Here is a 24,436-nt window from a genome sequence, read left to right as displayed (position 1 = left end):
AGCGGACAAACAACGATAAACCTAAATACTTTTATTAAATTGTGACAAGGCAAACTCCCACGCTTCACGCAATGCCGAATAATCGGTACAATCGTGAACATAAGGTGATGCCCAACTATTCAATAACACTAAGCGTAGCATATTATTTTTTACTTTTTTATCTGACTTCATCGCTTCTATAAGCTCATCTACATCATCGGGCAAGGGCGACATTTGACGCTGATACAACGGTAAAAAAGATTTAAAAGGCGTTATATCTACCGAATGGCCCAATTGCGCCGAAAAGTTACACGCCGCAAGCATACCCACAAAAACAGCCTCTCCATGTGTTATCGTACCATAGCCTGCCACTTTTTCAAGCGCATGTCCAAAAGTATGACCAAAATTAAGATAGGCACGGATACCAGACTCAAGTGCATCTTCTTGCACAATATCTGCTTTAATACCTGCACTTTCGGCAATTACACTTACCCATTGCTCATTAGCTGTAAACGATTTATTAACTAAAGATTCGAAATCTTTAAAAAGATCAGGATTGCGAATTGCTCCATACTTTAAAATTTCAGCAATACCTGTGACCCACTCTTTGTCATCCAGTGTATCCAAAAAATGGACATCAGCAAAAACGGCATCCGGCTGATAAAAAGCACCAATCAGGTTTTTGCCGGTGTTATGATTAATACCGGTCTTGCCTCCAATGGAACTATCAACCATGGCCAACAATGTGGTCGGTACATGGATAAGCGGAAGACCGCGCAGCACTGTCGAAGCTACAAAGCCACCGAGATCGCCAGTTACACCTCCACCTACAGCCATCAATGGGGTAGAACGCTCCACACCAATTGAAAGAATTTCATCAGCAACCTCTTTCCACTGTTGTATTGACTTTGACCTTTCTCCCTCAGGAATTTCAATATAGTAAACATGCTTAAACTGCGGCTGACACCATTTTTCTAGTCGTTCGCGGTGGAGGTTGTTTACATTTTCATCAATTACTACAAAAACACTATCAGTGGAATAGTGTTCGCCCAACCACGCTGAAACTGTATTGCCGAGTCCTTTCCCAACTTCAATCGGATACTCTTTACGGGTAGTAATATCTAAGTTAATATTCGACATGATTTCTAATCTTTTTCACAAGCTTTTTTGCTAATACCTGTGGCGTGCAATTACCGTTATCTTCTATAGTGATCACCGCCTGCTTATATAAGGGGGCTCTCTGGTCATATTTTTTCTGCAGTTCTTCGCGAAGTGTTTTCTTGTCCTTGGGACGACCGTCATCATCCGTTAACAACGGGCGGTGTTCGTCATCAGAAATGCGCCGTAATATAACAGAAATTGGCGTTTTAATAAAGATAAGTAGCCCATTTAATTTAAGGTGATCTACTATATGTTGATTCTGCAGGCTACCGCCTCCTAGTGCAACAATGCCCTCGAAATTACGAACAACTTCCATCAGTGCACCCCGCTCTATTCTACGAAAAGCCGCTTCTCTCGACTCTTCAAAAATAGCGGGAATAGTACGGCCATCCTGTTCTTCAATCTTGTCATCGAGATCTACAAATGACTGCTCCAGCTCCTCAGCCAGCAGGCGTCCCACCGTGGATTTGCCAGCTCCCATAAATCCACTGAGAAAAATACGATCTGGTACGTTCGGAATCATTGCTTAAAATTAATATCTCGGATTAAAAAAACTTTTATTCCTATTAAATTTATCTCGAAATTCAACAAGAATATTTGCCATATGATATATCTTATAGCCGAAGGTATTAAATTTTTATTCTCGTTAGCTACTTTCGGGTTTCATTGGCGGCACCATCTGTACTTGCTCGCGCCGCACCACTACCGCTCCCGGGGCCGCTCCCTTAGGTTTATGCACATATTTACGCTTGGTGTACATAACCGGCGCCGATTTCATACCCCTGGCCTTTGAGTAATAAGCAGCATAACTAGCAGCCTTTAGAATTACTTTCTGTGGAGGGTAATCTTTCCTGTTTCCCATCCTGATAACCGTATGCGAACCGCTGACGCCCCGTGCGTGCATCCAAATATCTTCTTTATGTGCATGACTGGTAAGCTGGTCGTTGCTTTTTGCGTTTTTCCCAATCCAAATTTCAAATTTACCCTCCTTGAATTTGCGAAACGGCGATGTAGCCTGTTTATCATCACTGCTGCCAAAACCAAAACTGTTCAGTACCTCTTTGTGATCTTTTATCCAGCTATTTAAATCGGGCAAATGTTCAATACTTCGTATTTCATTTAGAAGATCCTCAAGTTTTTGGAGATCTTCTTTTGCTTTGGGTAAGCGCTGCATTGCCTTTTTATACGATTTTTCTGCATCTTTGGCTTTCTCATAATAGTACTCTGCATTCTCAGCCACATCTTTATCTCCTTTTAGTGGGATGGTAATTGCTGCCCCCTCCTCATAAAAATCCTCAAGCTCTATTTCTTCGGTGCCGGGGGGTAAGTCTTCGTGAGCGTGCGCCATCAACAGGTGACCATATTTTTCATACTTATCCGACCGTTCTAAACTTTTGTCTGCCTGCTCCAACTGGTCAATCAATTGCTCTTTTTGATGCTTGCTTCGCTCCAAAAATTCAGCCACATCCTTTCTTTTATTATGCAGACGACGCAGATGAACTGCATTTTTATAAGCAAATGCTACACAATCATTTACCGACTCACACTCTTTTTCACTGGGGATATCTAACCACTCTCGGGACCACAAACAAAAATCACCCGTTTTAAGTACGCGCGGATGCGGATCTTCAAGCAACGGCATGGTGAGTGCGTTTGTAAATTCTTTAACTTGATCGGGAGGCATCTCATCAACATCGTGCTGTTCAATAATGTGGGGTAACAAGTTGCGCGGGAGCAGGGGATTAATTTCTGTCATCTGGTTTTTAGCATTGCGTCTGGGACTTACCTCATCTTGAAAGTTAGGGGCTTGCGGACTCGGCGGTGCATCTCCCTTTCGGTCTTCGGGGTTTTTAAAAGCATCAATAATAGTATCATCCTCTACAAAAAAAACGTTGGGAGATCCGCTAAAAAGTTTGAACACCAGATGCTGACCGTTATCAAAATGTACCGATACTAACCGATCCTGATCGGCCAAAGCCACATCAACAATTTTTCGATCTTCCAATCCCTCAAAAAAATTGATGACATTACTTTTCTTGGGAGGGCGATAAAAATCACAAAACAGAGCCGTTTCTCTGAAGTTTGCACTAAAAATAAGGCGTGATATTTCATCCTCTTTTTCTATATATATGTGTAGCACATCTTTGTGCGGACTGATTGAAAAACGGAAAAACCCACCCGTAATTTTTTCTTTTATCTCACGGTTTAAATATATTAGCGTGTAATAATTATTCATTGATTAACAGAGACGTTCTAAATTAAAATCAGCGAGGTTGACGAATGACATATCCGATATTTAATTCGGTCGTGAACCGAATCGAGTCTGACCTAAATAAGAGAAATATATCACTTAATTCATTCCGTACCTGGAACGAAGATAGAATAAATGCAACGGGACTGGAAATAGAAATTGACTTGCAGCCTCAAACCAATTTTCTAAAAGGATTGAGTATTAACCTTGACTGGGATCGTTTTCGCGAAACCGTCTTGGCCAAGCAACTTGATGGCATGCAAAAGCATCCATGTCTACAAGACGAAGATAACACATCAACAGGCATTGCCCCAATCATTGATATTGAGGTTTCTTGGCTTTTTGATGAAAAAGCACCACACCCACAGATGGCTGCTCAAAACGGCAACCACAGTCTAAATGCTGCTAGCGAATGGATGGAAGAAATTACTCAGCAAGTTAATGAATTGCTGGCTGATGATGACATCATCACCCGTTGGCATCTTGAAGTGGAGGGCTCTAATGACCATAAATACCTATCGGCCGTTAACCTGATCTCTTACTTCCAATATAGTCTCATTGACTTGAAGAGTCTCAACGAAGTCCACAATTTTGTCATTGACCGGCTAGAAGAACTGCTTGGTAAGTCAAAGCGTGTGATCACCATTGCCGATCAAACGCTCGAGTCTCAAGCTGCTTGATCGATAACTCTCAACATAGCTCTGCCTGTTTTTTATCATAGAATTGCTGCTCCTTAAAGAGAAAAACTATAAACTTACGACTCTCTTTTCTCTGATACCGATTCGTTGACCTCTTCTTTGAACGATTTGGACATTTTAAGAACCGGGGCAAACTTCTCGGGCACAATCACCTCTTCGTTAGTTTTGGGATTACGAGCAACACGCTGTGCACGCTTTACTACCTTAAACGTGCCAAATCCCCGAAGCTCAATATGTTCACCTCGCTTCATAGCATCAATAACGGTTTCCATAAAACCATTAACCACTGCTTCTGTTTCTACTTTTGTAAGACCCGTCGATGATGAAATCACATCTACCATATCTGCTTTCGTCATAGATAGCCACCTTATCTGTTTAATATTATTTTATTTATCTCTTAATATTGCGTCACTACTTTATTATACCCTAATTTTAACGTTTTTTAATGGGTACTCATAGTTCTTTCCGAATTAAATCTAAAAAATTCAAAAAACTTTTTATACTTTCAGCCTGATTCTTTTTTAACACAAAGCTAAGTACATACTCCATGGAGACATTTGATCAAATTATTACCTGGCTCGAAAACCTTGTTTGGAATACCCCTGAAGCGCTTCCGGCCATGGTGGTTATTCTTCTCGCCTTTGGAATCTATATAACTATACGATTAGGCTTTATACAGTTTAAAGGATTTAAACACGGCCTAAAAGTAGTAACCGGTTATTATGATGATCCGGAAGACGAAGGAGACATTAATCACTTCCAAGCATTAACAACAGCGCTTTCGGCCACAGTCGGTATTGGTAACATTGCCGGCGTTGCATTGGCTATCCACATTGGAGGCCCCGGTGCCCTTTTCTGGATGTGGATTACAGCGCTTTTTGGAATGGCCATTAAATACACTGAGGTCACGCTTGCACAAAAATTTCGAAAAACGAATCCTGATGGCACTGTCTCCGGCGGCCCCATGTATTATATCGAAGAAGGCCTGGGGGATAATTGGAAATGGCTAGCGGTAGCTTTCGCTATATCGGCAGCAATATGTGCTTTCCTCACGGGTAATGCTGTACAGGCCAATACTGTTGCTGATGTAATGCAAACAGATTTCCAAATTCCGCTCTGGATAACAGGTCTTATAACAGCAAGTATTGTGGGAGCTGTTATACTTGGTGGAATTAAGCGTATTGGGAAAGTAACATCCAAGCTTGTCCCCTTTATGGGCATTTTGTACGTGCTTGGCGCTTTGGCAATTCTTATAATTAATTATGATGCCATTATTCCTTCCCTTGCTACAATCATTAGCACAGCCTTCAATCCTGTAGCGGGAGCACTTGGAGTTGGATCAGGAGCTGTTATTGTTACCCTGAGCTATGGTGTACAACGCGGTATTTTTTCCAATGAAGCCGGCCAGGGATCAGCGCCTATTGCCCACTCGGCAGCCCGAACAGATGAACCTGTGCGCGAGGGTGTGGTTGCATTGCTGGAACCATTTATTGACACTCTTATCATTTGTACCATGACTGGATTGGTGATCGTCTCTACCGGAGCCTGGGACATGCAACATCCCTCTGGATTTAGTCCCTCTGCCAGCCAGGTTAGTTATGAAGTAACCGCTCAGGCAGCCAACCAACCACAAGATACTGAAGGTGAAATTCTTTACTTTAGCAACGGCGTCGCCGAAAATGGTACTATGCTGCATAATAGTGCTCCCGTGGATACTATGTTTGTGGATGCTAATTATTCAAAACCATTTACCGGACGGATAGAAGTCTCCAAAGAGAATGGTGATATCGCCTATCAGCAAAATGGAGACCAAGTATCAACCCTCTATGGAGGTGTTGTCAGAACAGGAGCCCCACTAACTACAGCGGCTTTTGAAAAGGGATTGTCTCCGATAATACCCGGTGGTGGATATCTGGTAACTTTTGCCGTACTGCTGTTTGCTATCTCTACCTCCATCAGTTGGAGCTACTACGGAGATCGAGCTGCGCAATACCTTTTCGGGTTTGAATCTATTATGATCTATCGAACGGCCTTTGTAGGCATGCACTTTTTTGGTGCTGTTGCATCACTGGCTACTATTTGGGCTTTTGGCGATGTCATGCTCGGCCTGATGGCTTTCTTCAACATAATCGCCCTCTTTGCCCTATCCGGAGTAGTCTACAAGACAACTAAACAATACTTTAGCACCGAACACGAAACGCCAGAATCTTAATTTTACGGTCTAATGGCTTCGCAAAATTTTAAGCAGGTTTCGCTTATTGAGCATCCCGTTATAAGTAAGGATTTGACAATCCTGCGGGATGCTTCATCGGATACTGCTCAGTTTAGAGCAGCTCTGAAACGGATTGCCATAATCTTGGCTTACCATGCACTTAAAGAATTGCCCCTGCGCACTTTTGAAATAGAAACACCTATTCAAAAAACTACAGGGTATGATATTGATCAAGATGTGATGGTCGTCCCTATTTTACGGGCGGGGCTAGGACTTTCTGATGCTCTATTGCAGTTTATCCCTGATGCCAAAGTTGGGCATCTGGGTATGGAGCGTAACGAAACAACACACGAGCCGGAGGACTATTATTCTAACATTCCAAAAGGCGTTGAGGATGCTATGGTACTGGTTGTTGACCCTATGCTTGCCACCGGTGGCAGTGCAAACGATGCCCTTTCCTTCTTAAAGAAACAAGGAGCACAACATTTGCGATTTGTTTCGTTAGTTTGTGCACCAGAAGGGTTAAAAAAGATGGAACAGGAACATCCCGACGTGCATATCATAACAGCTGCTATAGATGAAAAACTTAATGACGATGCTTTTATCGTTCCGGGACTGGGTGATGCAGGTGACCGCTATTTCGGCACAGTCTGACACACTCTCCATATTATTAATAAGTATTCTAGTGGTTACAACCGTATCCTCCTGCACCGAACTTTCGCAAGAGCAAGCCCAAAAGGTAAATGATGCACTTAAAGACTCCCTTACATCTACAACCGAGACTTGGGGAGTGGATATGGAAATTACCGAAGACGGTTTTAAAAAAGTGCGTGTATTAGGTTCCTATGCCGCAACATATAACACTAAAAAACTCAACGAAACACGCATTAAAGGTCCGGTAACGATTTACGTGTATAAAACCGGCGGTGCTATAGAAACCACCGTATATTCAGACCGAGCTATTTACAAAGCTAAAGAAGCCATTTTTGAACTATATGGAAATGTGCGCGTTAACACTTCTGATAACCGCCATCTAAAATCTGAATATCTCAAGTGGAAGCAAGGCGAAGACCTCATCAGTACTCCAAAATTTGTGATCATTACAACACCCAGTGACAGTATTGCCGGCACGGGATTTGAAGGTACCACTAAACTAACAAATTATACCATAAAAGAACCTAAAGGGCGTGTTATCGTAAATTAAATGGATTTACGCTACTCTCACTCCAAAATAAAAAACACCTTGCAAACTATACCGGTATGGACACTCGTCTTAGTAATCCCCATACTGTTGATCAGTTTATTACCTCAATCCTCCCAAGCCCAACGCAAAGTTACGATCCTAAAAGCTGATAGTATTCGCGGCGGTAATTTTCAGGGTCAACGCATTCAGAAAATTATTGGGAATGTACATCTGCAAGGGCAAAATATGGAAATGTATTGCGATAGTGCCTACCAGTTCACCAACAAAAGTAAAATTCGTGCATTCGGTAATATTCAAATCAACACTGAATCTGAAAAGATTTGGGCAGACAGCCTCACATATTTTACGGACGTGGATTTCAGCGAGCTGCGGGGACGCGTGATCATTGAAGCCGACAGTACTACCCTATTTGGAAACAGTGTGGATTACCGCTTTTCAACTAGAATTGCTCACTTTATTGACAAGATTAGACTTGAAGATCAGCGGGGAACGTTACTGGCAGACTCCGGCTACTATTATCGCCGAGCCGACAGTGCAAAATTTCGGGGTCACGTACAAATTGCAGATTCCCTACAGTATCTAGAAGGGGATTCGCTTTTCAGCAACAGAGACACAAAATATTACGAACTATACGGTAAAGTTTACGGCAATGACCAAAAAAATGAGAGTATGATTCAAGGTGATTATTTGGAGTCTGACTCCACTGGTCGCAAACTGCTTGAGGGCAATGCCTGGCTTCAAAATTTCGAATCTGATACCACCGATACCACACAGGCCGACACCACGCACATTCAAGCTAATATTATTCGCTCGATTAAACACCAATCCCAAACAGACACTTCTACCACGGTGCGGGGATTTGAAAACGTACGTATCTGGTCCTCCTCATTTTCCGCCGTAGGCGACACTACCACCTATACCGACAGTACCAATACCTTCGAAATTTGGTCGAATGCCAAATCATGGCACGAACAGGTGCAACTTACAGGTCCGTATATCCTGGCTAAGATTAAAAATGGTGATATTGACAGCCTAAAATCATATCCCAGACCATTTTCGGTGCAGCAGGATACCTCCCTTAACCGGCTTAACCAGATTACCGGAGATACGTTACATGCTAATTTTAATGAAGGGACACTCAGACAGATTTATGTTTTTGGCAATGCCAAATTACTCCGTTACACCAAAAATAAAAAGGGGCAACCGGATGGAGCTATTGACCTGACAGCTCCCGATATTCGCATCTTTTTTAAAAACGGTCAGCTTAAAAAGATGAATGCAATTGGAACTGTCGATGGATCATATTTACCAGAAAGTGAACAAACGGCTAATCGCCGTTTAAACGGTTTTAGCTGGAATCCCGACCTACGTCCCGAGCGTCCCAAGAAAAAAATGAAACGACGTTTTCCGCCTATATCAGACGATATCTTTTTCCCTCTTCCCCAGCGATACATAGAGCATTTAAAAGAAGAGCATCCTGAAAGCAAATGGCTACCAATTTCAACCTCTAAATCGATACAAAAAAGTAATTAGTGAGATAAGTTACATAAATAGTTTTAATTCGCTTTTTACCAACCAGTAGATGAAGAAAATCCTCCTCATACAAACCGGCGGCACTATTGCTATGGATATCGGTGATGATAACAATCCCACGCTTGATACCGACCGATGGACCCAGCTGCTATATGAAGCAATTCCCGAACTCTCAAAAATTGCTGATATCCAAAGCAAGCAGCTCTTTTCCGAAGACAGCTCGGATATCAACAAAAAACATTGGTCAAAGCTGGCAACGTTCATTCATGAACATTATAGGGATTATAACGGATTTGTAGTTTTGCACGGTACTGATACTATGGCTTATACGGCCTCTGCCCTTTCTTTTGCACTGCAAAACTTGGACAAGCCCATCATTTTTACCGGAAGTCAAGTCCCCATGCGCAATATCCGTAGCGATGCGCGACGAAACCTTATCAATGCTATAGAAATGGCCACTATGCCACTGCCCGAAGTGGCTATCTGTTTTAACGACTTTGTCTATCGGGGTAATCGCGCCACCAAAATGAGTATCGGCGATTTTGATGCATTCAGCTCTCCGAACTATTCTCCACTGGCCGAAATTGGACTAAATATTGAAATTAGTGATCATATCCTATCACCGGCACAAAAGCTGCAGGTATCTACAGAGTTTAACGACCAAGTGTTTTTGCAAAAGATTCATCCCAATCTAAACCCGAAATACCTGCAACAAATTGATTTCAGTAATATTCGCGCTCTTATTATCGAAGCCTTTGGAAGTGGAAACTTCCCCATTCACGGCGAACAAAGCCTTCTGCCCTTCTTTAAACGCTGCGTTGATGAGGACACACTGCTCATCATCACTTCTCAAGCAGACTATGACGCCGTAGAGCTTAATAATTATGAAAGCGGTCGCAAAGCTATTGAACTGGGCGCCCTGAGCGCAAAAGATATGACCACCGAAGCAACACTCACAAAAATCATGTATCTTTTGGGCAAATACGACAAGACACAAAATATCATCAATGCCTTTAACCACAATATAGCTGGAGAAATAACGGAGTAATCATGTTTTTTGTATTTGATATCGAGACTATTCCCGATTTTAAGTTCGTTCGAAAGGTCATCAAAAATCCCGAAGCAGATGAAGATGAACTGCTGATTCAAGCAAGTGAAGAGCTGGCACGTAACTCCTCAGGATTTCTGCCCCCCATGTATCACCGAATGGTCTCGTGGGTAGGACTCTGGATTGAAAATAATGGTGTTCCCAAACAGAAAGTAGGCTGGCACGGGGAAGACGAAAAAGAAGGACTCCAAAAAATATTCGATAGCCTTAACACCTACAAAGATTTTGGGCTTGTTCACCACAATGGGCGCGGCTTTGATCTGCCCTTACTTACGTACCGAGCCTTAAAACACGGGCTACAAATGCCTAAACGGCTCAATCATTACGATATTAATTACCGTTACAGCAACGATAATGTAGATCTTATTGACGAATTCAGTAATTATGGTGCCAGCTCATGGCCCAAGCTTAAACACTTGGGACACCTGATCGACATTCCCTTTAAACAGACCGGCGAAGGCCATGAAGTACTTGCAATGTATCGAGATGAACAACTACCCCAAATTGAGCATTACTGCTACGAAGATGTGATGGGTACCTATGTGGTATGGCTACATCTAAAATATACCGTTGGTGATATTGATAAAGAGCTTTTCGACAATCTGAATGATCGGGCGATGAGTAAGCTTGAGGAAATACAGAACAATGAGTAACAAGTAAGTATTGGGGCATTGTTACTATCAACACTCAAAAGAACTTGACTAGCAAATCTATTTCTTACGCAATACGCAGCACAAAAGATTATTTTTTCTAAATCTCAGTCCCATCTTCGATTACTGAGTTTTTAGGTACAATAACAATACCGTCAACCACGTGGTAATTTTCGTATTCCCCATCTTCAAGATGGTCGCCCCCGATAATGCGCACATCGTCCCCGATTATACAATTCTTATCAATGATTGCATTGCTTATAAAACACCGCTCCCCGATGGAAACCTGTGGTTTAGCAGCTTTGGTATCTTGTGGCATTTCATCTGAAGGGAAAAAGTCATTCCCCATGATAATAGCATCTTCGATAGTTGTTCCTTGACCAATACGCGATCGAATTCCCACCACCGAGTGTTCAATTTTATTTGCTTCTATGATACAACCTTCAGCCAAAATAGAGTTGGCAAAAGTAGTACCGGAAAGCTTCGAAGCCGGCAACATCCGCGCGTGAGTATAGATAAAGTCGTCGTTATCATAGAGATTAAATTTTGGCAGATCATCGGTAAGTGCAAGGTTAGCTTCAAAAAATGATTTTACAGTCCCAATGTCCCGCCAGTAGCCATCAAACTCATAGCTGTGTATATTAAAATCATCCGCTATAGCACTGGGAATAATCTCTTTGCCAAAATCAGTGGAATCAGCATATTGATCAAGCATTTGGGTAAGCACTTCTTTTTGAAAAATATAGATACCCATTGAAGCAAGATACACGCGGCCGTCTTTTTGAAACCGTTCCTGCGTGTCAGATTTCCATTGGTCAAGCTCAGCAGGATCCGGTTTTTCTGTAAAACCTTCAATGACGCCGGAATTATTTGTTTTCATAATTCCAAATTGCGGAGCATGTTTAGCTACAACCGGTATTGTTGCAACCGTAAGATCAGCATTGCTTGCCTCGTGCTTAGCCATCATCTTGCGGTAATCCATCTGGTAAAGCTGATCACCAGAAAGAACAAATACATGTTCGTGGGGATGATTTTCCATGTGATGAATTGACTGCCGGACAGCGTCGGCCGTGCCCTGATACCAAGTATCGCTTTGGGGCGTCTGTTCAGCAGCAAGAATATCCACGAAGCCACTGCTAAACACATCAAAATTGTAGGTGTTTTTAATATGTCGGTTCAGGGAAGCGGAATTAAATTGCGTAAGCACATAAATCCGGCGGATATCGGAATTCAGACAGTTCGAAATGGGAATATCAACCAGCCGATATTTACCGGCAATGGGTACCGCCGGCTTCGACCGTAATTTCGTTAATGGAAATAAGCGGGTACCCTGTCCCCCGCCCAAAATAACCGCAATTGCTTTGTTTCGCATAAAAATATTCAGTTTTCTATCATTCAATCAGTGCACTATACATTTTAATATAGTCGTTGGCCGAAGCATTCCAAGAAAAATCCAAGCCCATAATCCGCGGCCTCAGATTGGCTATTTGTTCATCTTTCTGATATAAATCTAAAGCCCGCCAGAGGGCCTGCTCGGCAGCCTCCAACGTAAATTCATCGAAAGTAATGCCATAACCGTCAGGCTGATTCAAATCTATAACCGTATCTTTCAATCCACCGGTATTACGCACAATAGGCACCGTTCCGTACTGCATAGCATACATCTGGTTGAGGCCACACGGCTCGACGCGTGAAGGCATAACTAAGAAATCACTACCGGCATAAATCTGATGAGCCAGTGTCTCGTTGTAGTCCAATTCGGCATGAAAATAGTCCGGATACTGCCTGTTCAACTTCTCAAATTGATTGTGCAGTTCACGATCTCCCGTACCCAACAGCAAAATATTTACCGGTTGTTTAGCAGACAGAAAAAGAGCAAAAAGATCAGGAAGTAAATCAGCCCCCTTTTCATGAGCTAACCGGCCGATATACGAAATAAGGGGATATTGCAGATCGAAACCTGCTCGCCGGCTTAATGCTTTTTTGTTCGCTAACTTCCCTTCAGCAATGGTATCATCATTAAATTGTTGAGCAATCAGTGAATCACTGTCGGGATCCCATACAGCCGTATCAATGCCGTTGAGAATACCGCGCGATTTCTGCTGCTCGTTTTCAAACAACCATTCCAGGCCATTGCTTTGTTCACTAAGCTGTTGCATATACGATGGAGAAACTGTTGAAATTTGCCAGCAGCATTTCAGTCCCGCCGCCAGACAGTTGAGCTGCCTATCCCATTCCAGCAGACCGCGGTGTTTGCTGTCAAAATCAGGTAGCAGTGCCGTTTTCTGCAACTCAAAACGTCCGTGGTATTGTGCATGGTGAACTGTTAGTACAGTAGGAATTTGCGCAATCAACTGGTACCGGTTACTTCGGCTGATCATAAATGGCAGCAACGCCATATGGTGATCGTGGCAATGAATGATATCGGGCTGATCGGACATTGATTTTACCCAATCGAGAGCAGCAATTTGGAAACTTAGAAAACGTTCGAACGTATCATCAAAGGAACAACCCGTTTCAGTTTCACTGTAAATACCGGGACGATCAAAACGGCCTGGTATATCAATCACATAGAGTGGATAGCCAAGAGCAATATTCTCTCCTTTCTGGATCTTGAATTTAAACTTATTTTCTCCCAGCGGAGCATTACCTTCATAAACCGTCTCAAAAGAATGGTTTTTCATCCATTCATTACCGTATTTGGGCATAAGCACAGAAGCGTTAACTTTCCGCTTATTCAAGTACTTTGGCAATGCACCCACGACATCCGCCAGTCCACCAACTTTTGCTGCCGGATAACACTCGGCACTGAGATGTAGAATATTCATATTTGCTGTAACACCTTAACTGTTTTTACGTACCGGCAATTTGTTTTGAGACCATAAGTTAAAATCAATAGATTAGAATGGCTTAATTAAACCTTTACTTTTTTATCAAAAGCTTTCTGTACTTTATCCCATTCTTAATAAATAAGATTACTATATATGGCAGTCATTGAAGTTAATAATATCAATAAATCATTTGGCGATACCCAAGCGGTACAAGATGTAAGTTTTGAGGTTCCTAAAGGACGCATTTTTGGTTTGCTTGGTCCTAATGGAGCAGGTAAAACGACCGCTATTCGCATTATCAATCATATTTTAATTGCCGACAGCGGATCGGTTACCATTAATGGAATAGAAGTAAGCTCCGAAACACAAAATATGATCGGCTATATGCCTGAAGAGCGTGGGCTGTATAAAAAGATGAAAGTCGGCGAACAGCTCATTTACCTGGCACAACTTAAAGGACTGAGCCATGCCCAAGCCAAAGAAACAACGAAATATTGGCTCGACCGTTTTAACGCTACCGACTGGTACAACAAAGAGATTGGAGAACTATCCAAGGGGATGTCACAGAAGATCCAGTTTATTGCCACCATAGCCCATGATCCGGATCTATATATTTTTGACGAGCCGTTCAGCGGACTTGATCCCATAAACAGTGAGATGCTGAAAGAGATTGTCATCGAGCTCCGCGACGAGGGGAAAACAGTACTCTTTTCGACCCATCGCATGGAACAAGTTGAGCAGATGTGTGATGAAATATGCTTATTCAATAACGGCAAAGCAGTGCTCAAAGGGAATCTTCGAGATATCAAACAAAAATTCGGCAAAAATACCGTTGAAATTGAATTTGAGGGGGACCACAATTTCCTGGATAAGCTCAAAAATGTGCGAATCAATAATCGTTCAACTGGTTTTGCCGAAATCCGAGTACTTGATGGACAGGACATGCAAAACATCCTTAAGACAGCCATCAGTCACGCCGAAGTTTACAAGTTTGAGCGTGTGGAACCGTCACTAACTGAGATCTTTATTTCTACTGTTGGCGAAGATAATGTTAACCCAAACGAATTAGCCTGATTTTATGAGTTTGAAGCAAATTTTTCTTGTTCTAAAGCGGGAATATATGACCCGCATACGATCCAAAGCCTTTATTTTAGCTACTATTTTAATTCCCCTGGGAATGGTTGCATTTGTGGGTATTGTCGTTGGCATATCCGTCTTCGACTCCGAAACACAACGTACTATTGGTATTATGGATCAGACAGAGGTGCTCTATCCACGGCTGGAGAAAATCGCTCCCCAGCGGTACAAAGACTTTTCTGATCTGTCGGAAGATTCTGTTCGCTCAATGATACAAAGCGAAGACATTGATGGATACCTTGTGCTGCAGGAAGAACATATCGATAATGACAAGAGCCTGGAATTCATTTCCAGCGGATCCGGTGGACTCAGTTTACAATCCAATATTCGATCAGACCTGCGCGAAGTAATTCGCAACGAGCGGCTCAACCGCGCCGAGGTCTCAGAGAACATCAAAGATATTTATGCCAGTGATGTGGCTTTTGAAACCCGAAAACTTACCAAGGCAGGTAAGGAAACCGATGATGATACCGGCTTCCTGACCATCTTAGGCATTGCCATGGGTGTTATCATCTTTGGTGCCATTAGTGGGTACGGGGGACTTATTACCCGCAGTGTGATCGAAGAAAAGACCAACCGTATTATTGAAGTCATTGCTTCATCAGTAAAACCCATCGAACTGTTATGTGGCAAACTGGCCGGCATCGGGTCACTGGCACTCACCCAAATGACTATCTGGATAATCTTTTTGTTTGGGTTAGGCGCCGCCGCAGGTCCCATCGCAAGTATGTTTCTAAGCACACAGATGGAACAAATGCCCGAAGCCGCACAGGCAACCCAAGCCCCACAGGGTTTCGATCCCTCTACCCTAACCCTGCCTACCATCGAGACTTCAATTTTCGTTTACTTTGTTATTTTCTTTGTACTGGGATACCTGATCTACAGCTCACTATTTGCTGCTATTGGTTCCGCTGTCGATTCTGAAGCCGACACACAGCAATACATGTTTCCCATTATGATTCCTATCATGATTGCTTATTTCATCATGTTTCGTACAATGGAAAACCCCGACGGAATGTTATCAGTAGTTGGATCGCTCATTCCCTTTTGTACTCCTATTGTGATGATTACCCGTATCGCCATCACCGATGTTCCATTTTGGCAAATTGGTCTTTCCATCCTGCTGATGGTTGGCACCTTTGCCGGCACCATGTGGCTAAGTGCTAAAATTTACAGTGTAGGAATTTTAAGCTATGGGAAAACGGCCAATCTAAAAGAACTTCTCAAGTGGATTCGGGAATAAATCATGTTACAGAATACACAATATCATGGAACAAATTACAGTCACATATAATGCTGATGACGAGGAGTTACGACAACATTTTATAACCCAAATAGTGCCTCAAGCAGTATCTTCTTTATCAGAAGATACTGCACCACAATGGGGACGAATGAGTGCCCAGCATATGGTTGAACACCTCACGGGGACATACTGGATTTCGACGGGAAAGATGGAGGTAGAGTGTCATAATTCCGAGAAGAAACAAAGACAGCTACAAATGTTTTTGCGCACTAATCGTCCCATGCCAAAAGGATTTACTAATCCCCTTTCGGAAGATGAACTACCAGAATTAAAGTTGTCAGACTTTGAAACTGCACAAAAAGAATTAAAAAAAGCAGTCAAAGAATACTGGCAGTACTATCAAGATCACCCTGATGCTGAGCACACCAATCCAACTTTTGGATTGTTAGATAATGAACAGTGGCAGCGGTTTCATTTTAAACACTGTTTCCACCACCTGCTGCAGTTTGGTCTCATCGAAGAAACAGAATAACTATTGCAGCACCTGTCGGATCTTTTTATATACACGGGCATCGTATTCGTCCGCAATTCGCTCGCTTAAAAATGTCCTAACTTCGTCGTTAGAATATTTTTGAAGAGCTTGAACAGTCAAAAATCGAATGCGCGGGTCGGGAGCATCCAGGAGCTTCTCTGCTCGGCTCATCCAAGACTCAACGGACTGATCGTAGGCAGCAAGAAGTTCAATTGCACTTTTACGAACTGAGTAATCATATGTACTGTTCGTAAATTTGTTTGCCTGCCGTACTGCTTGTTCGGTATTGCCCATATCTGCCAGCTGCTGAAGTATGAATATTGATTTAGCACCTGTCGTGTCTTGACTGGTAATCGACGCTGCAAATCGCCCAAATTTATCACCGGATGTCATTGCCCGAAGAGTTTTAGCAGCACTTTCAAAAAGAGCAAAATTGCTTGTCTTTTTAGCAATTGACTGTACACGAGCCGAAATTTCAGCATTCCCGCTAAAGTTTTGAAGACCTTTAAATCCAGCCTCTTGTAAAACCTTTTGGTCCGTATTCAAAGCATCTAAAAATACCTGTTGAGTACCCTCTGCTCCATTCGTAATATTTGCAAATGAACTTAGCAATGCCGCTCGTACCTTAGGCTTCAACTCCTGATTCATAAAATCACGAATGGCCAGCTGTAAGTCTGCATTCTCCCTGTGATAACCTAGTTTCCGGGCCGCCTCTGCACGCGCGTTTGCTGTTTCCCCGTTACGAAAATCATAAATCAAAAAAGGAGCAGGCTTCATACTGTTTAGTTTCAACTCAGGGTGTTTCGGAGTTTTCAGTCGCAGAGTGTTAATAAGGGGATCAACTTTAATAATCACCGAATCCTGCACTCCGGTAAAAGTTACGGTAGTAGCTTCAATTTTATCGCTATAAACTTCATGGGCCTCAACAGAGACCAATGTAGAATATGAGTTACCAGTGGACTCAAACCGCAGCTTCAGCTCTCCTTCAGCCTCATTCAGATCATAAAATACATTATACGTTGTATCGCCCGCCGTGCTTTTTTTATTTATATCATTCATCTCCCTCAACCTCGGCAGATCAAAAAGCGGCTGGCCCGTTTGCTGATACCAGTAGTCAGCATAATCATCCCAACTGATAACCGGCGGCAAAGCATTAAGCAACTTCGTCGAAGCCTCAAAAATCACAGAACGCACAGAGGGCTCTTGCCAAGTATTTATATTCTGCTGCCATTGATTCCACCGTTTGCCCCCAAACTTTTCGTAAACGGTTCTAAATGACAGATCAGGGCTGGTTTGGCTATCCAGTTTAAGAGACGAATCATTCAAAAGCTCATCGGCAATAATAGTTTGATACAACGATATTGCATCAGCCTGGCTCCACTGCCCTTCGCGCTGCAAAACGCCAAACCACTGTCCTACAATGCCCCGCATTAGCTGGGTATCGATACTCTGCTGGTCGGCATATAAAAATACCGTTGACGCTCCCCATGATTTCGTCTCCCAACTGTGATCTCCGGTCACAATAACATTCAACCGGCTGTAGGGAAACTCGTGCTGTAACTTTCGCTCAGCTTTTTCCAAATAATTGTAGGCCTTCTCCAACAAATTTTTAGTATCCACAGAATCACTCAGAGACTGCTCAACAGCCACATTAATACGCTTGATACCGTAAGTAGTGGACTGCTCTTCAAAACTGCCTATCGCAAATGAAAGACTACTGGCTGGCACTTGTTTCTGTGATGTAAATTTATACTGCTTTACTCCTTCTGATTCTGATCCCGTCTTCTCTGTCATCTTTTGTCCTGTTGCCCATACCTGCCGATCACCGGGAACAGAAAAGGTCATCTCTGTTTTCATGTCCACCTGTGGATTATCAATAATTGGCACCCAGTGGCGTTGGGTTTTGGGAAGCATTGAAGTCCACACAGTGCCACTGCTATTTTTTAAAAGCCCAAACTGCGGCCGGCCTGAATAACGGATAGCAATTTGATAACGATTTCCAATTTCTGTGGAATCGGTTACGGGAATCAGCAACGAATCATTCTGCAGGCTGTATTCTACGGCCTCATCACCCACTGTAACATTTCGTACATCAATATGAGAAGCAAAAAGGGTAAGCGTATCGGCACCGCTGACATTAGCTTCTACACTGTAAGTAACCGAACCGTCGATCCGCAGATTTTGGGGTTGTATCCCCAGCTCTAGGTTCAGACTTCTAAAATCAAAATCCAGTTTAGGATGAGATTTGTAATCAAAGGACTGCGCTTGTAAAGATTGAAATCCTAAAAGTGTAACCAACAAAACTATACCAACAAGATAGTACCGTTGATATGAATGGATAGATCTGCTCATGGACAATACAATTGTGAAATTAAATAATAACTGTTTTGTAATTAATCAGCTGAATTGAAGAATATAAGAACTCTTCGCCTTACGAATAAATATAAGTCGCACGCATCGTATTTGTTTCATACATCAGCAAATGATTAATCTGATTTTTCTGTTAACCTAGAAGACGACACGTTAATCAAAAATATTATTCTTGCTATGAAAACAATGCAAATAAATGAACCGGGAGCAGATTTTGAACTGGTCGACAAAGACATTCCCTCCCCGGCTGATGATGAAGTTCTCATTAAAGTACAAGCTTGTGGAATTTGTCACAGTGATGCTTTTGTCAAAGATGGATTAATGCCCGGTATTGAATACCCGCGGGTGCCGGGCCACGAAGTTATTGGTACGGTTGAGGAAGTTGGAAATAATGTTTCTGCCTGGGATGAAGGACAACGAGTTGGCGTAGGCTGGCACGGCGGACACTGTTATGAATGTGAAGCCTGCCGAAACGGTGATTTTATAAACTGCGAAAACGCCAAGATTACTGGCCTTCATTTTGACGGCGGATACGCCGAGTACATGACCGCCCCTCAAAATGCGCTGGCTAGTATTCCCGATGGGCTCAATTCCACCGAAGCAGCTCCGCTGCTGTGTGCCGGTATCACCACTTTTAATGCTCTCCGTAATAGTGATCTAAAACCCGGTGATCTTGTTGCCGTACAAGGTATTGGCGGCTTGGGTCACTTAGGCGTACAGTATGCACATAAAATGGGATGCAAAGTGGCAGCGCTGTCTCGCGGCATGGACAAAAAAGAACTGGCATTGGGGCTCGGGGCAGATGTGTACATCAACACAGAAGCAGAAAATGCCGTTGAACGCCTGCAGAATATGGGCGGTGCTGATGTTCTCCTGGCAACAGCTCCCAGCAGCGAAGCGATCACTTCAGTTATCGACGGGCTGGGGCGCAATGGCAATCTTATGATCGTTGCTGCTACCAACGATCCTATTGAGGTTTCTCCTTTTCAACTAATAATGGGGCGTAAGTCGGTAGCCGGATGGCCAAGCGGCGATGCGAAAGATTCGGAGGATACTCTTGACTTTAGTGCTCTGAATAATGTGAGTCCTAAAATTGAAACATTCCCACTCGAAGAAGCCAATGAAGCTTACGATCGAATGATTAACAATGAGGCACGTTTCCGGGTTGTACTCGAGATGTGACCTGAAATCGTACAAGTAACAATCTTTCCCTGGTGTAGTACACTTTCATGTGTGCTACACCTTTTTTATTTCAAACACAAACCCGGGGGCTTTGCTGATAGAAGCGTCCACACTTTTATTAGATTAAGCCAGCTTGACCAAAATCGTGCCCCTTACGGCAACTACTTCAGCTGTATACCATATTGGTACTTGGCATAGAAGTTTTAATTATTGTCAAACACTTCAAGGACCTCCGGCAACAACTCACGGCTGCAGGAAAAACCATTGCCCGACTCAATTGTTTCCTTACCATCCGTATCACAAAATACACCCCCTGCCTCTTGCAAGACAGTCAGTAACGGGGCTGCATCCCAAATATTTAACACAGGATCAAACATAAGGTCAGCCCGACCGGTTGCCACCAACATGTGCCCATAAGCATCACCCCAGGTACGATGGATAGACGTTTGGTCAACAAGCACATCAAAAGCCTTTCCGTAATTAAAGTTGGCAGACGTATAACAGTCTGTGCTCATAAAGCTTGCTTGCGCAAGGTCATCACAGGAACGCACGCTGCAAGATACGCCGTTGAGTCGCGCCCCCTTCCCCTTGGCTGCATCACAAAGTTCGTCGAGTGCCGGTGCATAAATAATTCCGACCTGCGGCACTCCATCCACCACCACACCGATAAGCGTAGTGTACAACGGTACGCCGTGTATAAAGGATTTCGTCCCGTCAATGGGGTCAATAATCCACTGCACCGGGCTCTCAGGATTCACATCATCGTATTCCTCACCGACAATGCCGTGCTCGGGGAATTGGTCAGTGATAGCTTCGCGCATCATAGATTCCACTTCGCGATCTGCAACAGTCACCGGCGAATCATCAGATTTTCGTTCGACTTTAAATGATTTGTTGAAGTATTCCAGGGTATGCGCCCCTCCCTGTTTGGCTATTTTAATCGCTGATTGATGAACGGTATCCAAATCAAAATTCATGTGTATAAAATGCTTTAGGGTGATTATTTTCCGGCATCCAAATATAGGACTCAGAAATTAGAAGTCAGAATTTATAACCACGAACATGACCGAACCCCAGATGTATAAAAGTATTGCACAGGAACTAGAATTACGATCCAAACAGATCAGCACTGTAGCTGATTTTCTAGATGACGGGGCCACCGTTCCCTTTTTGGCCCGCTACCGACAGGAGGCCACCGGCGGACTTGATGAAGAGCAGATTCGGGCAGTGCGCGACAAGCTGGAATTTCACCGCACGCTCGAAGATCGCAAGAAAACCATCCTCAAGACAATTGACGAGCAGGATAAACTGACCGAGGAACTTGAGGAAGAGATCAAAAACTGCACCGACCTGAATACACTAGAGGATCTCTACCTTCCCTACAAGCCCAAGCGCCGTACCAAGGGCGATATGGCCAAGGAGAAAGGCCTGGAACCGTTGGCCGAGCTCATTTGGGATCAGGAGATTGAACAGGGAGATCCCATGGATTACGCCGCTGAATATATCGATGAAGAAAATGAATTAGAATCTGCCGAAGAAGCCATGGACGGTGCCCTGAACATTGTCGCCGAGTGGATTAACGAGTCGGCCAAGGTGCGTGAAAAACTGAGAGATATCTTTCAGGAGCATGCAGTCATCAAAACAGAGAAAAATCCGGCTGTGGATGAGCGCACCAACTTTGAGGACTATTACGAATTTTCACAGAAGGCAAAGCATCTTAAACCTTATCAAATCTTGGCTATTAATCGCGGAGAGCGCGAAAGTGTACTTTTCGTAAATGTAGAACTCTGGGATGATATCACCCTTGAAAATATTGACGATGTGGTGATTGATAACGATATAAGTATTTTTGTCCCCAAGTTGCAGGATGCCGTGGAGGATGCCTACAAGCGTCTGCTATTTCCTTCCCTGAAACGCGAGCTTCGTAATCAGCTTACTGAAAGAGCTGACCGGCATGCCATCGAGACCTTCGCCACGAACTTATCTAATTTGCTTATGCAGCCGCCGCTGGATCACAAAGTGGTGATGGGTATCGACCCGGCCTATAAATCAGGTTGTAAGGTCGCTGTTGTTGATGAAACCGGTAAATACCTGGAGGGTACAACAACTTATCCTACCCCGCCGCAGAACAAAGTAGCTAAAGCGGAAAAAGTGTACAGCGACTTAATTGACAAATACGATGTTAACCTGATCGCTATTGGCAACGGGACAGCCAGCCGAGAGACCGAGCAGATTATCGCCAATTTTATTCAGAAGCGAAAAGAGAAACATCCCGATGAAGAACTCAGTTACATGATTGTTAATGAGGCAGGAGCTTCGGTTTACTCGGCATCAAAAATAGCAGCCGAAGAATTCCCGGACCTTGACGCTCCCCAACGCGGTAACATCTCCATTGCTCGCCGCGTGCAGGATCCCCTGGCCGAGCTGGTCAAAATCGATCCAAAGTCGATTGGTGTGGGATTATACCAACATGATGTAAATCAAAATCAGCTGGCACAATCACTCGATGATGTAGTAGAAAGCTGCGTAAACCAAGTGGGCGTAAACCTAAATACAGCAAGCGCCCCGCTATTGGCTCATATTTCCGGCTTAAGCAGCCGCGTTGCCAAAAACATAGTACAACGCAGGGAGACCGAAGGTATCATTTCAGATCGCGAGCAAATCAAAGAAATAAAAGGTATTGGTGAATTTCGCTTCCAGCAGGCGGCTGGATTTATGCGAATTCCGGAATCCGAAAATCCACTGGACAACACAGCCATCCACCCGGAAAGCTACGAAGCCACCGAAAAATTATGTAACCTCTTCGACATCAATCTCAAAAATTTGCACGACCAAACAGAGGCTATCGCCAAGAAGTTTGAGAACATTGACAAGGAACAAGTCTCCGACCAAATCGAGGTCGGAATTCCGACCCTTGAACTGATCATCGAGAACCTTCAAAAACCCGGCCGCGACCCGAGGGAATCACTACCAAAACCGGTGCTCCGAGAAGACATTATGAAGATGGAAGATCTAAGTGTTGGACAGGGGGTCGAAGGAACTGTTCGCAACGTCGTTGACTTCGGCGCTTTTGTCGATATCGGCGTCAAGCAAGACGGCCTTTTGCACATCTCAGAAATGGCCGATCGCAAGGTAGATGATCCGCACGATATTGTATCCGTTGGCGACATCATAAAACTTAAAATTGTGTCGCTTGATCTGGAACGAGGACGCATCGGATTATCCCTCATTAACCAAAAAGATTAACTAAACAACTCTCTCTTTTAGAAACTTATTACCAACCTAATTTTCTCTTCCTTAAACTATCAAGGCTGTCGATCTGAAATCGGCAGCCTTTCCTTTTTTTTGACAAATTCTGGACCAGCAAGACCCAAAACACAATAAATACTAGTATTATACTTAAAGTAAATTATAGATATATTTTGTAACTATATGTTGAGTAATATTTTATCATGTATATAAATTATATGATAAATTGTCTGATTGTTGTTATCAACCCAAAACCCTAAATAATTAAGGCAAACATAAAGCCCCTAAATCCTTCTCATCTATGAGGATAATAATAGTCGTAAATTACTGAAATTTATATACTTACGTGTTATAAAAAATACAATTTAACAACCCCGTTGTAATTTTATTTCATGCACGCCTAAATAATTTAAGCTCCGCACATACTGATCCTATTATACATACAATATATTAGTTATAATAAGTTCTGTAATCCACTGGTAAGCATGAGTTTAACCTGTGTTATACCATACGATATTAAAAACTTGACTAAAACTATAATCATGTCTTTTCGCTGTTATGAATACATACATCAATTTCCTAAAAAATAATCACTGTAACTTATTGGGAAGCAATATACTATAGCCTCATCTCTGTACCAGACCCAATAACTCCATTATGCTATGCCATAATAACATACTCCACGTTATATACCCTTTTCCCTTTCACAATCATACTTCTGCTTTGGTTTGCCAGCTACAAAAACAGTCCTCTGTAATGACAGATGACCGACCAAAATGATTAATTCTTAAAAACCATTTACAAGTTGATTGGTCAAAAAGTATCAGTCTATCTCCACTCCCTTTTCATGCGTTCAATCATCCAGTTGGGGTAGACCTTTCGAGACTTGGTAACTTCTAGAATTCGAGCAATTTCTTCGCCTGTTAATCTCATCTCTTCCGCCTCTAACATTAATCCATTAATACGACATTTTTTGGCCCTAATAATGACCGACGTCACCCCTTACCGATGAGACAAAACAAGCCAGTATTATCTGCAGAATTGAGAGCTTTTTGCATAAGTTATTTATCATACTTCGGCTACATTGTAGGTCTAT

The 24,436-nt window shown here is 43.0% G+C and carries 20 protein-coding genes; 12 read left to right on the top strand and 8 right to left on the bottom strand.

Translation table 11 applies throughout. The annotated features are described in order from the left end of the window. Positions 1 to 21: 21 nt before the first annotated feature. The 3 genes from aroB to LX73_RS01075 all read right to left on the bottom strand — a co-directional run bounded on the left by aroB (position 22) and on the right by LX73_RS01075 (position 3,376). Positions 22 to 1,119 carry a 3-dehydroquinate synthase gene (aroB, locus tag LX73_RS01085; RefSeq protein ID WP_148897617.1) on the bottom strand — a complete coding sequence of 366 codons (1,098 nt, stop codon included), beginning with the start codon at positions 1,117 to 1,119 and terminating at the stop codon, positions 22 to 24. Beyond that, on the bottom strand, positions 1,106 to 1,663 hold the full coding sequence (locus tag LX73_RS01080) for a shikimate kinase (RefSeq protein WP_148897616.1): 558 nt from the start codon (positions 1,661 to 1,663) through the stop codon (positions 1,106 to 1,108). Before LX73_RS01080 ends, aroB begins: the two co-directional genes overlap by 14 nt. 123 nt (positions 1,664 to 1,786) lie before the next feature. Then, positions 1,787 to 3,376, bottom strand: a complete 1,590-nt coding sequence (locus tag LX73_RS01075; RefSeq protein WP_148897615.1) for an NFACT RNA binding domain-containing protein — start codon at positions 3,374 to 3,376, stop codon at positions 1,787 to 1,789. A 44-nt stretch (positions 3,377 to 3,420) separates the two neighbouring features. Between LX73_RS01075 and LX73_RS01070 the strand changes: the two genes are divergently transcribed. Further along, the gene (locus tag LX73_RS01070; protein WP_148897614.1) at positions 3,421 to 4,071 is read left to right on the top strand and encodes a hypothetical protein; all 651 of its coding nucleotides are present in this window, start codon (positions 3,421 to 3,423) and stop codon (positions 4,069 to 4,071) included. A gap of 74 nt (positions 4,072 to 4,145) precedes the next feature. Here LX73_RS01070 and LX73_RS01065 read toward each other — a convergent pair whose 3' ends face one another. Beyond that, the gene (locus LX73_RS01065; protein WP_148897613.1) at positions 4,146 to 4,445 is read right to left on the bottom strand and encodes an HU family DNA-binding protein; all 300 of its coding nucleotides are present in this window, start codon (positions 4,443 to 4,445) and stop codon (positions 4,146 to 4,148) included. 191 nt (positions 4,446 to 4,636) lie between these two features. Here LX73_RS01065 and LX73_RS01060 point away from each other — a divergent pair, with 191 nt between their 5' ends. From LX73_RS01060 to LX73_RS01035, 6 genes are read left to right on the top strand one after another with little or no spacing between them, the layout of a single operon-like run. Then, positions 4,637 to 6,301: an alanine/glycine:cation symporter family protein gene (locus tag LX73_RS01060; RefSeq protein WP_246138140.1), complete on the top strand. Its 1,665-nt coding sequence runs from the start codon at positions 4,637 to 4,639 to the stop codon at positions 6,299 to 6,301. A 12-nt stretch (positions 6,302 to 6,313) separates the two neighbouring features. Continuing rightward, complete coding sequence (upp, locus tag LX73_RS01055; protein WP_148897612.1) at positions 6,314 to 6,955, top strand: uracil phosphoribosyltransferase; 642 nt, start codon at positions 6,314 to 6,316, stop codon at positions 6,953 to 6,955. Next, entirely contained in the window at positions 6,897 to 7,505 is a 609-nt protein-coding gene (gene lptC / locus LX73_RS01050) for an LPS export ABC transporter periplasmic protein LptC (RefSeq protein WP_170245545.1), read from the top strand. The genes upp and lptC overlap by 59 nt, the downstream gene beginning before the upstream one ends. Next, the gene (locus tag LX73_RS01045; RefSeq protein ID WP_148897610.1) at positions 7,506 to 9,038 is read left to right on the top strand and encodes an OstA-like protein; all 1,533 of its coding nucleotides are present in this window, start codon (positions 7,506 to 7,508) and stop codon (positions 9,036 to 9,038) included. Positions 9,039 to 9,087: 49 nt separating this feature from the next. After that, on the top strand, positions 9,088 to 10,086 hold the full coding sequence (locus LX73_RS01040) for an asparaginase (RefSeq protein ID WP_148897609.1): 999 nt from the start codon (positions 9,088 to 9,090) through the stop codon (positions 10,084 to 10,086). Between the two features lie 2 nt (positions 10,087 to 10,088). Beyond that, positions 10,089 to 10,799 (top strand): ribonuclease H-like domain-containing protein, encoded by a 711-nt coding sequence (locus LX73_RS01035; protein ID WP_148897608.1) that lies wholly within the window; start codon positions 10,089 to 10,091, stop codon positions 10,797 to 10,799. A 97-nt stretch (positions 10,800 to 10,896) separates the two neighbouring features. On the opposite strand, the gene LX73_RS01030 is transcribed toward LX73_RS01035, so the two are convergent. Beyond that, positions 10,897 to 12,168, bottom strand: a complete 1,272-nt coding sequence (locus LX73_RS01030) for a glucose-1-phosphate adenylyltransferase (RefSeq protein ID WP_148897607.1) — start codon at positions 12,166 to 12,168, stop codon at positions 10,897 to 10,899. A 19-nt stretch (positions 12,169 to 12,187) separates the two neighbouring features. Next, a complete protein-coding gene (locus LX73_RS01025; protein ID WP_148897606.1) occupies positions 12,188 to 13,624 on the bottom strand; it encodes a glycogen synthase in 1,437 nt (478 codons plus the stop codon). Positions 13,625 to 13,780: 156 nt separating this feature from the next. Here LX73_RS01025 and LX73_RS01020 point away from each other — a divergent pair, with 156 nt between their 5' ends. The 3 genes from LX73_RS01020 to LX73_RS01010 are packed head-to-tail and all read left to right on the top strand — an operon-like array spanning position 13,781 to position 16,539. Beyond that, on the top strand, positions 13,781 to 14,701 hold the full coding sequence (locus LX73_RS01020; RefSeq protein ID WP_148897605.1) for an ABC transporter ATP-binding protein: 921 nt from the start codon (positions 13,781 to 13,783) through the stop codon (positions 14,699 to 14,701). Positions 14,702 to 14,705: 4 nt separating this feature from the next. Then, a complete protein-coding gene (locus LX73_RS01015; RefSeq protein ID WP_148897604.1) occupies positions 14,706 to 16,007 on the top strand; it encodes an ABC transporter permease in 1,302 nt (433 codons plus the stop codon). 25 nt (positions 16,008 to 16,032) lie between these two features. Continuing rightward, positions 16,033 to 16,539 (top strand): hypothetical protein, encoded by a 507-nt coding sequence (locus LX73_RS01010; RefSeq protein WP_148897603.1) that lies wholly within the window; start codon positions 16,033 to 16,035, stop codon positions 16,537 to 16,539. Here LX73_RS01010 and LX73_RS01005 read toward each other — a convergent pair whose 3' ends face one another. Then, positions 16,540 to 18,891 carry a HEAT repeat domain-containing protein gene (locus tag LX73_RS01005; RefSeq protein ID WP_148897602.1) on the bottom strand — a complete coding sequence of 784 codons (2,352 nt, stop codon included), beginning with the start codon at positions 18,889 to 18,891 and terminating at the stop codon, positions 16,540 to 16,542. A 195-nt stretch (positions 18,892 to 19,086) separates the two neighbouring features. Between LX73_RS01005 and LX73_RS01000 the strand changes: the two genes are divergently transcribed. Next, positions 19,087 to 20,091: an alcohol dehydrogenase gene (locus tag LX73_RS01000; RefSeq protein WP_148897601.1), complete on the top strand. Its 1,005-nt coding sequence runs from the start codon at positions 19,087 to 19,089 to the stop codon at positions 20,089 to 20,091. Between the two features lie 203 nt (positions 20,092 to 20,294). Here the strand turns inward: LX73_RS01000 and LX73_RS00995 are convergent, their stop codons facing one another. Continuing rightward, positions 20,295 to 21,068, bottom strand: coding sequence for an inositol monophosphatase family protein (locus LX73_RS00995; RefSeq protein ID WP_148897600.1), 774 nt, complete (start codon positions 21,066 to 21,068; stop codon positions 20,295 to 20,297). Between the two features lie 85 nt (positions 21,069 to 21,153). Here LX73_RS00995 and LX73_RS00990 point away from each other — a divergent pair, with 85 nt between their 5' ends. Next, complete coding sequence (locus tag LX73_RS00990; RefSeq protein WP_148897599.1) at positions 21,154 to 23,337, top strand: Tex family protein; 2,184 nt, start codon at positions 21,154 to 21,156, stop codon at positions 23,335 to 23,337. The last annotated feature ends 1,099 nt before the right edge of the window (positions 23,338 to 24,436 follow it).

The sequence above is a fragment of the Fodinibius salinus genome (assembly GCF_008124865.1).
Taxonomy (GTDB): domain Bacteria; phylum Bacteroidota; class Rhodothermia; order Balneolales; family Balneolaceae; genus Fodinibius; species Fodinibius salinus.
The sequence above is the reverse complement of the archived record's forward strand: the minus strand, read 5'-3'. Positions and strand labels throughout refer to the sequence as shown.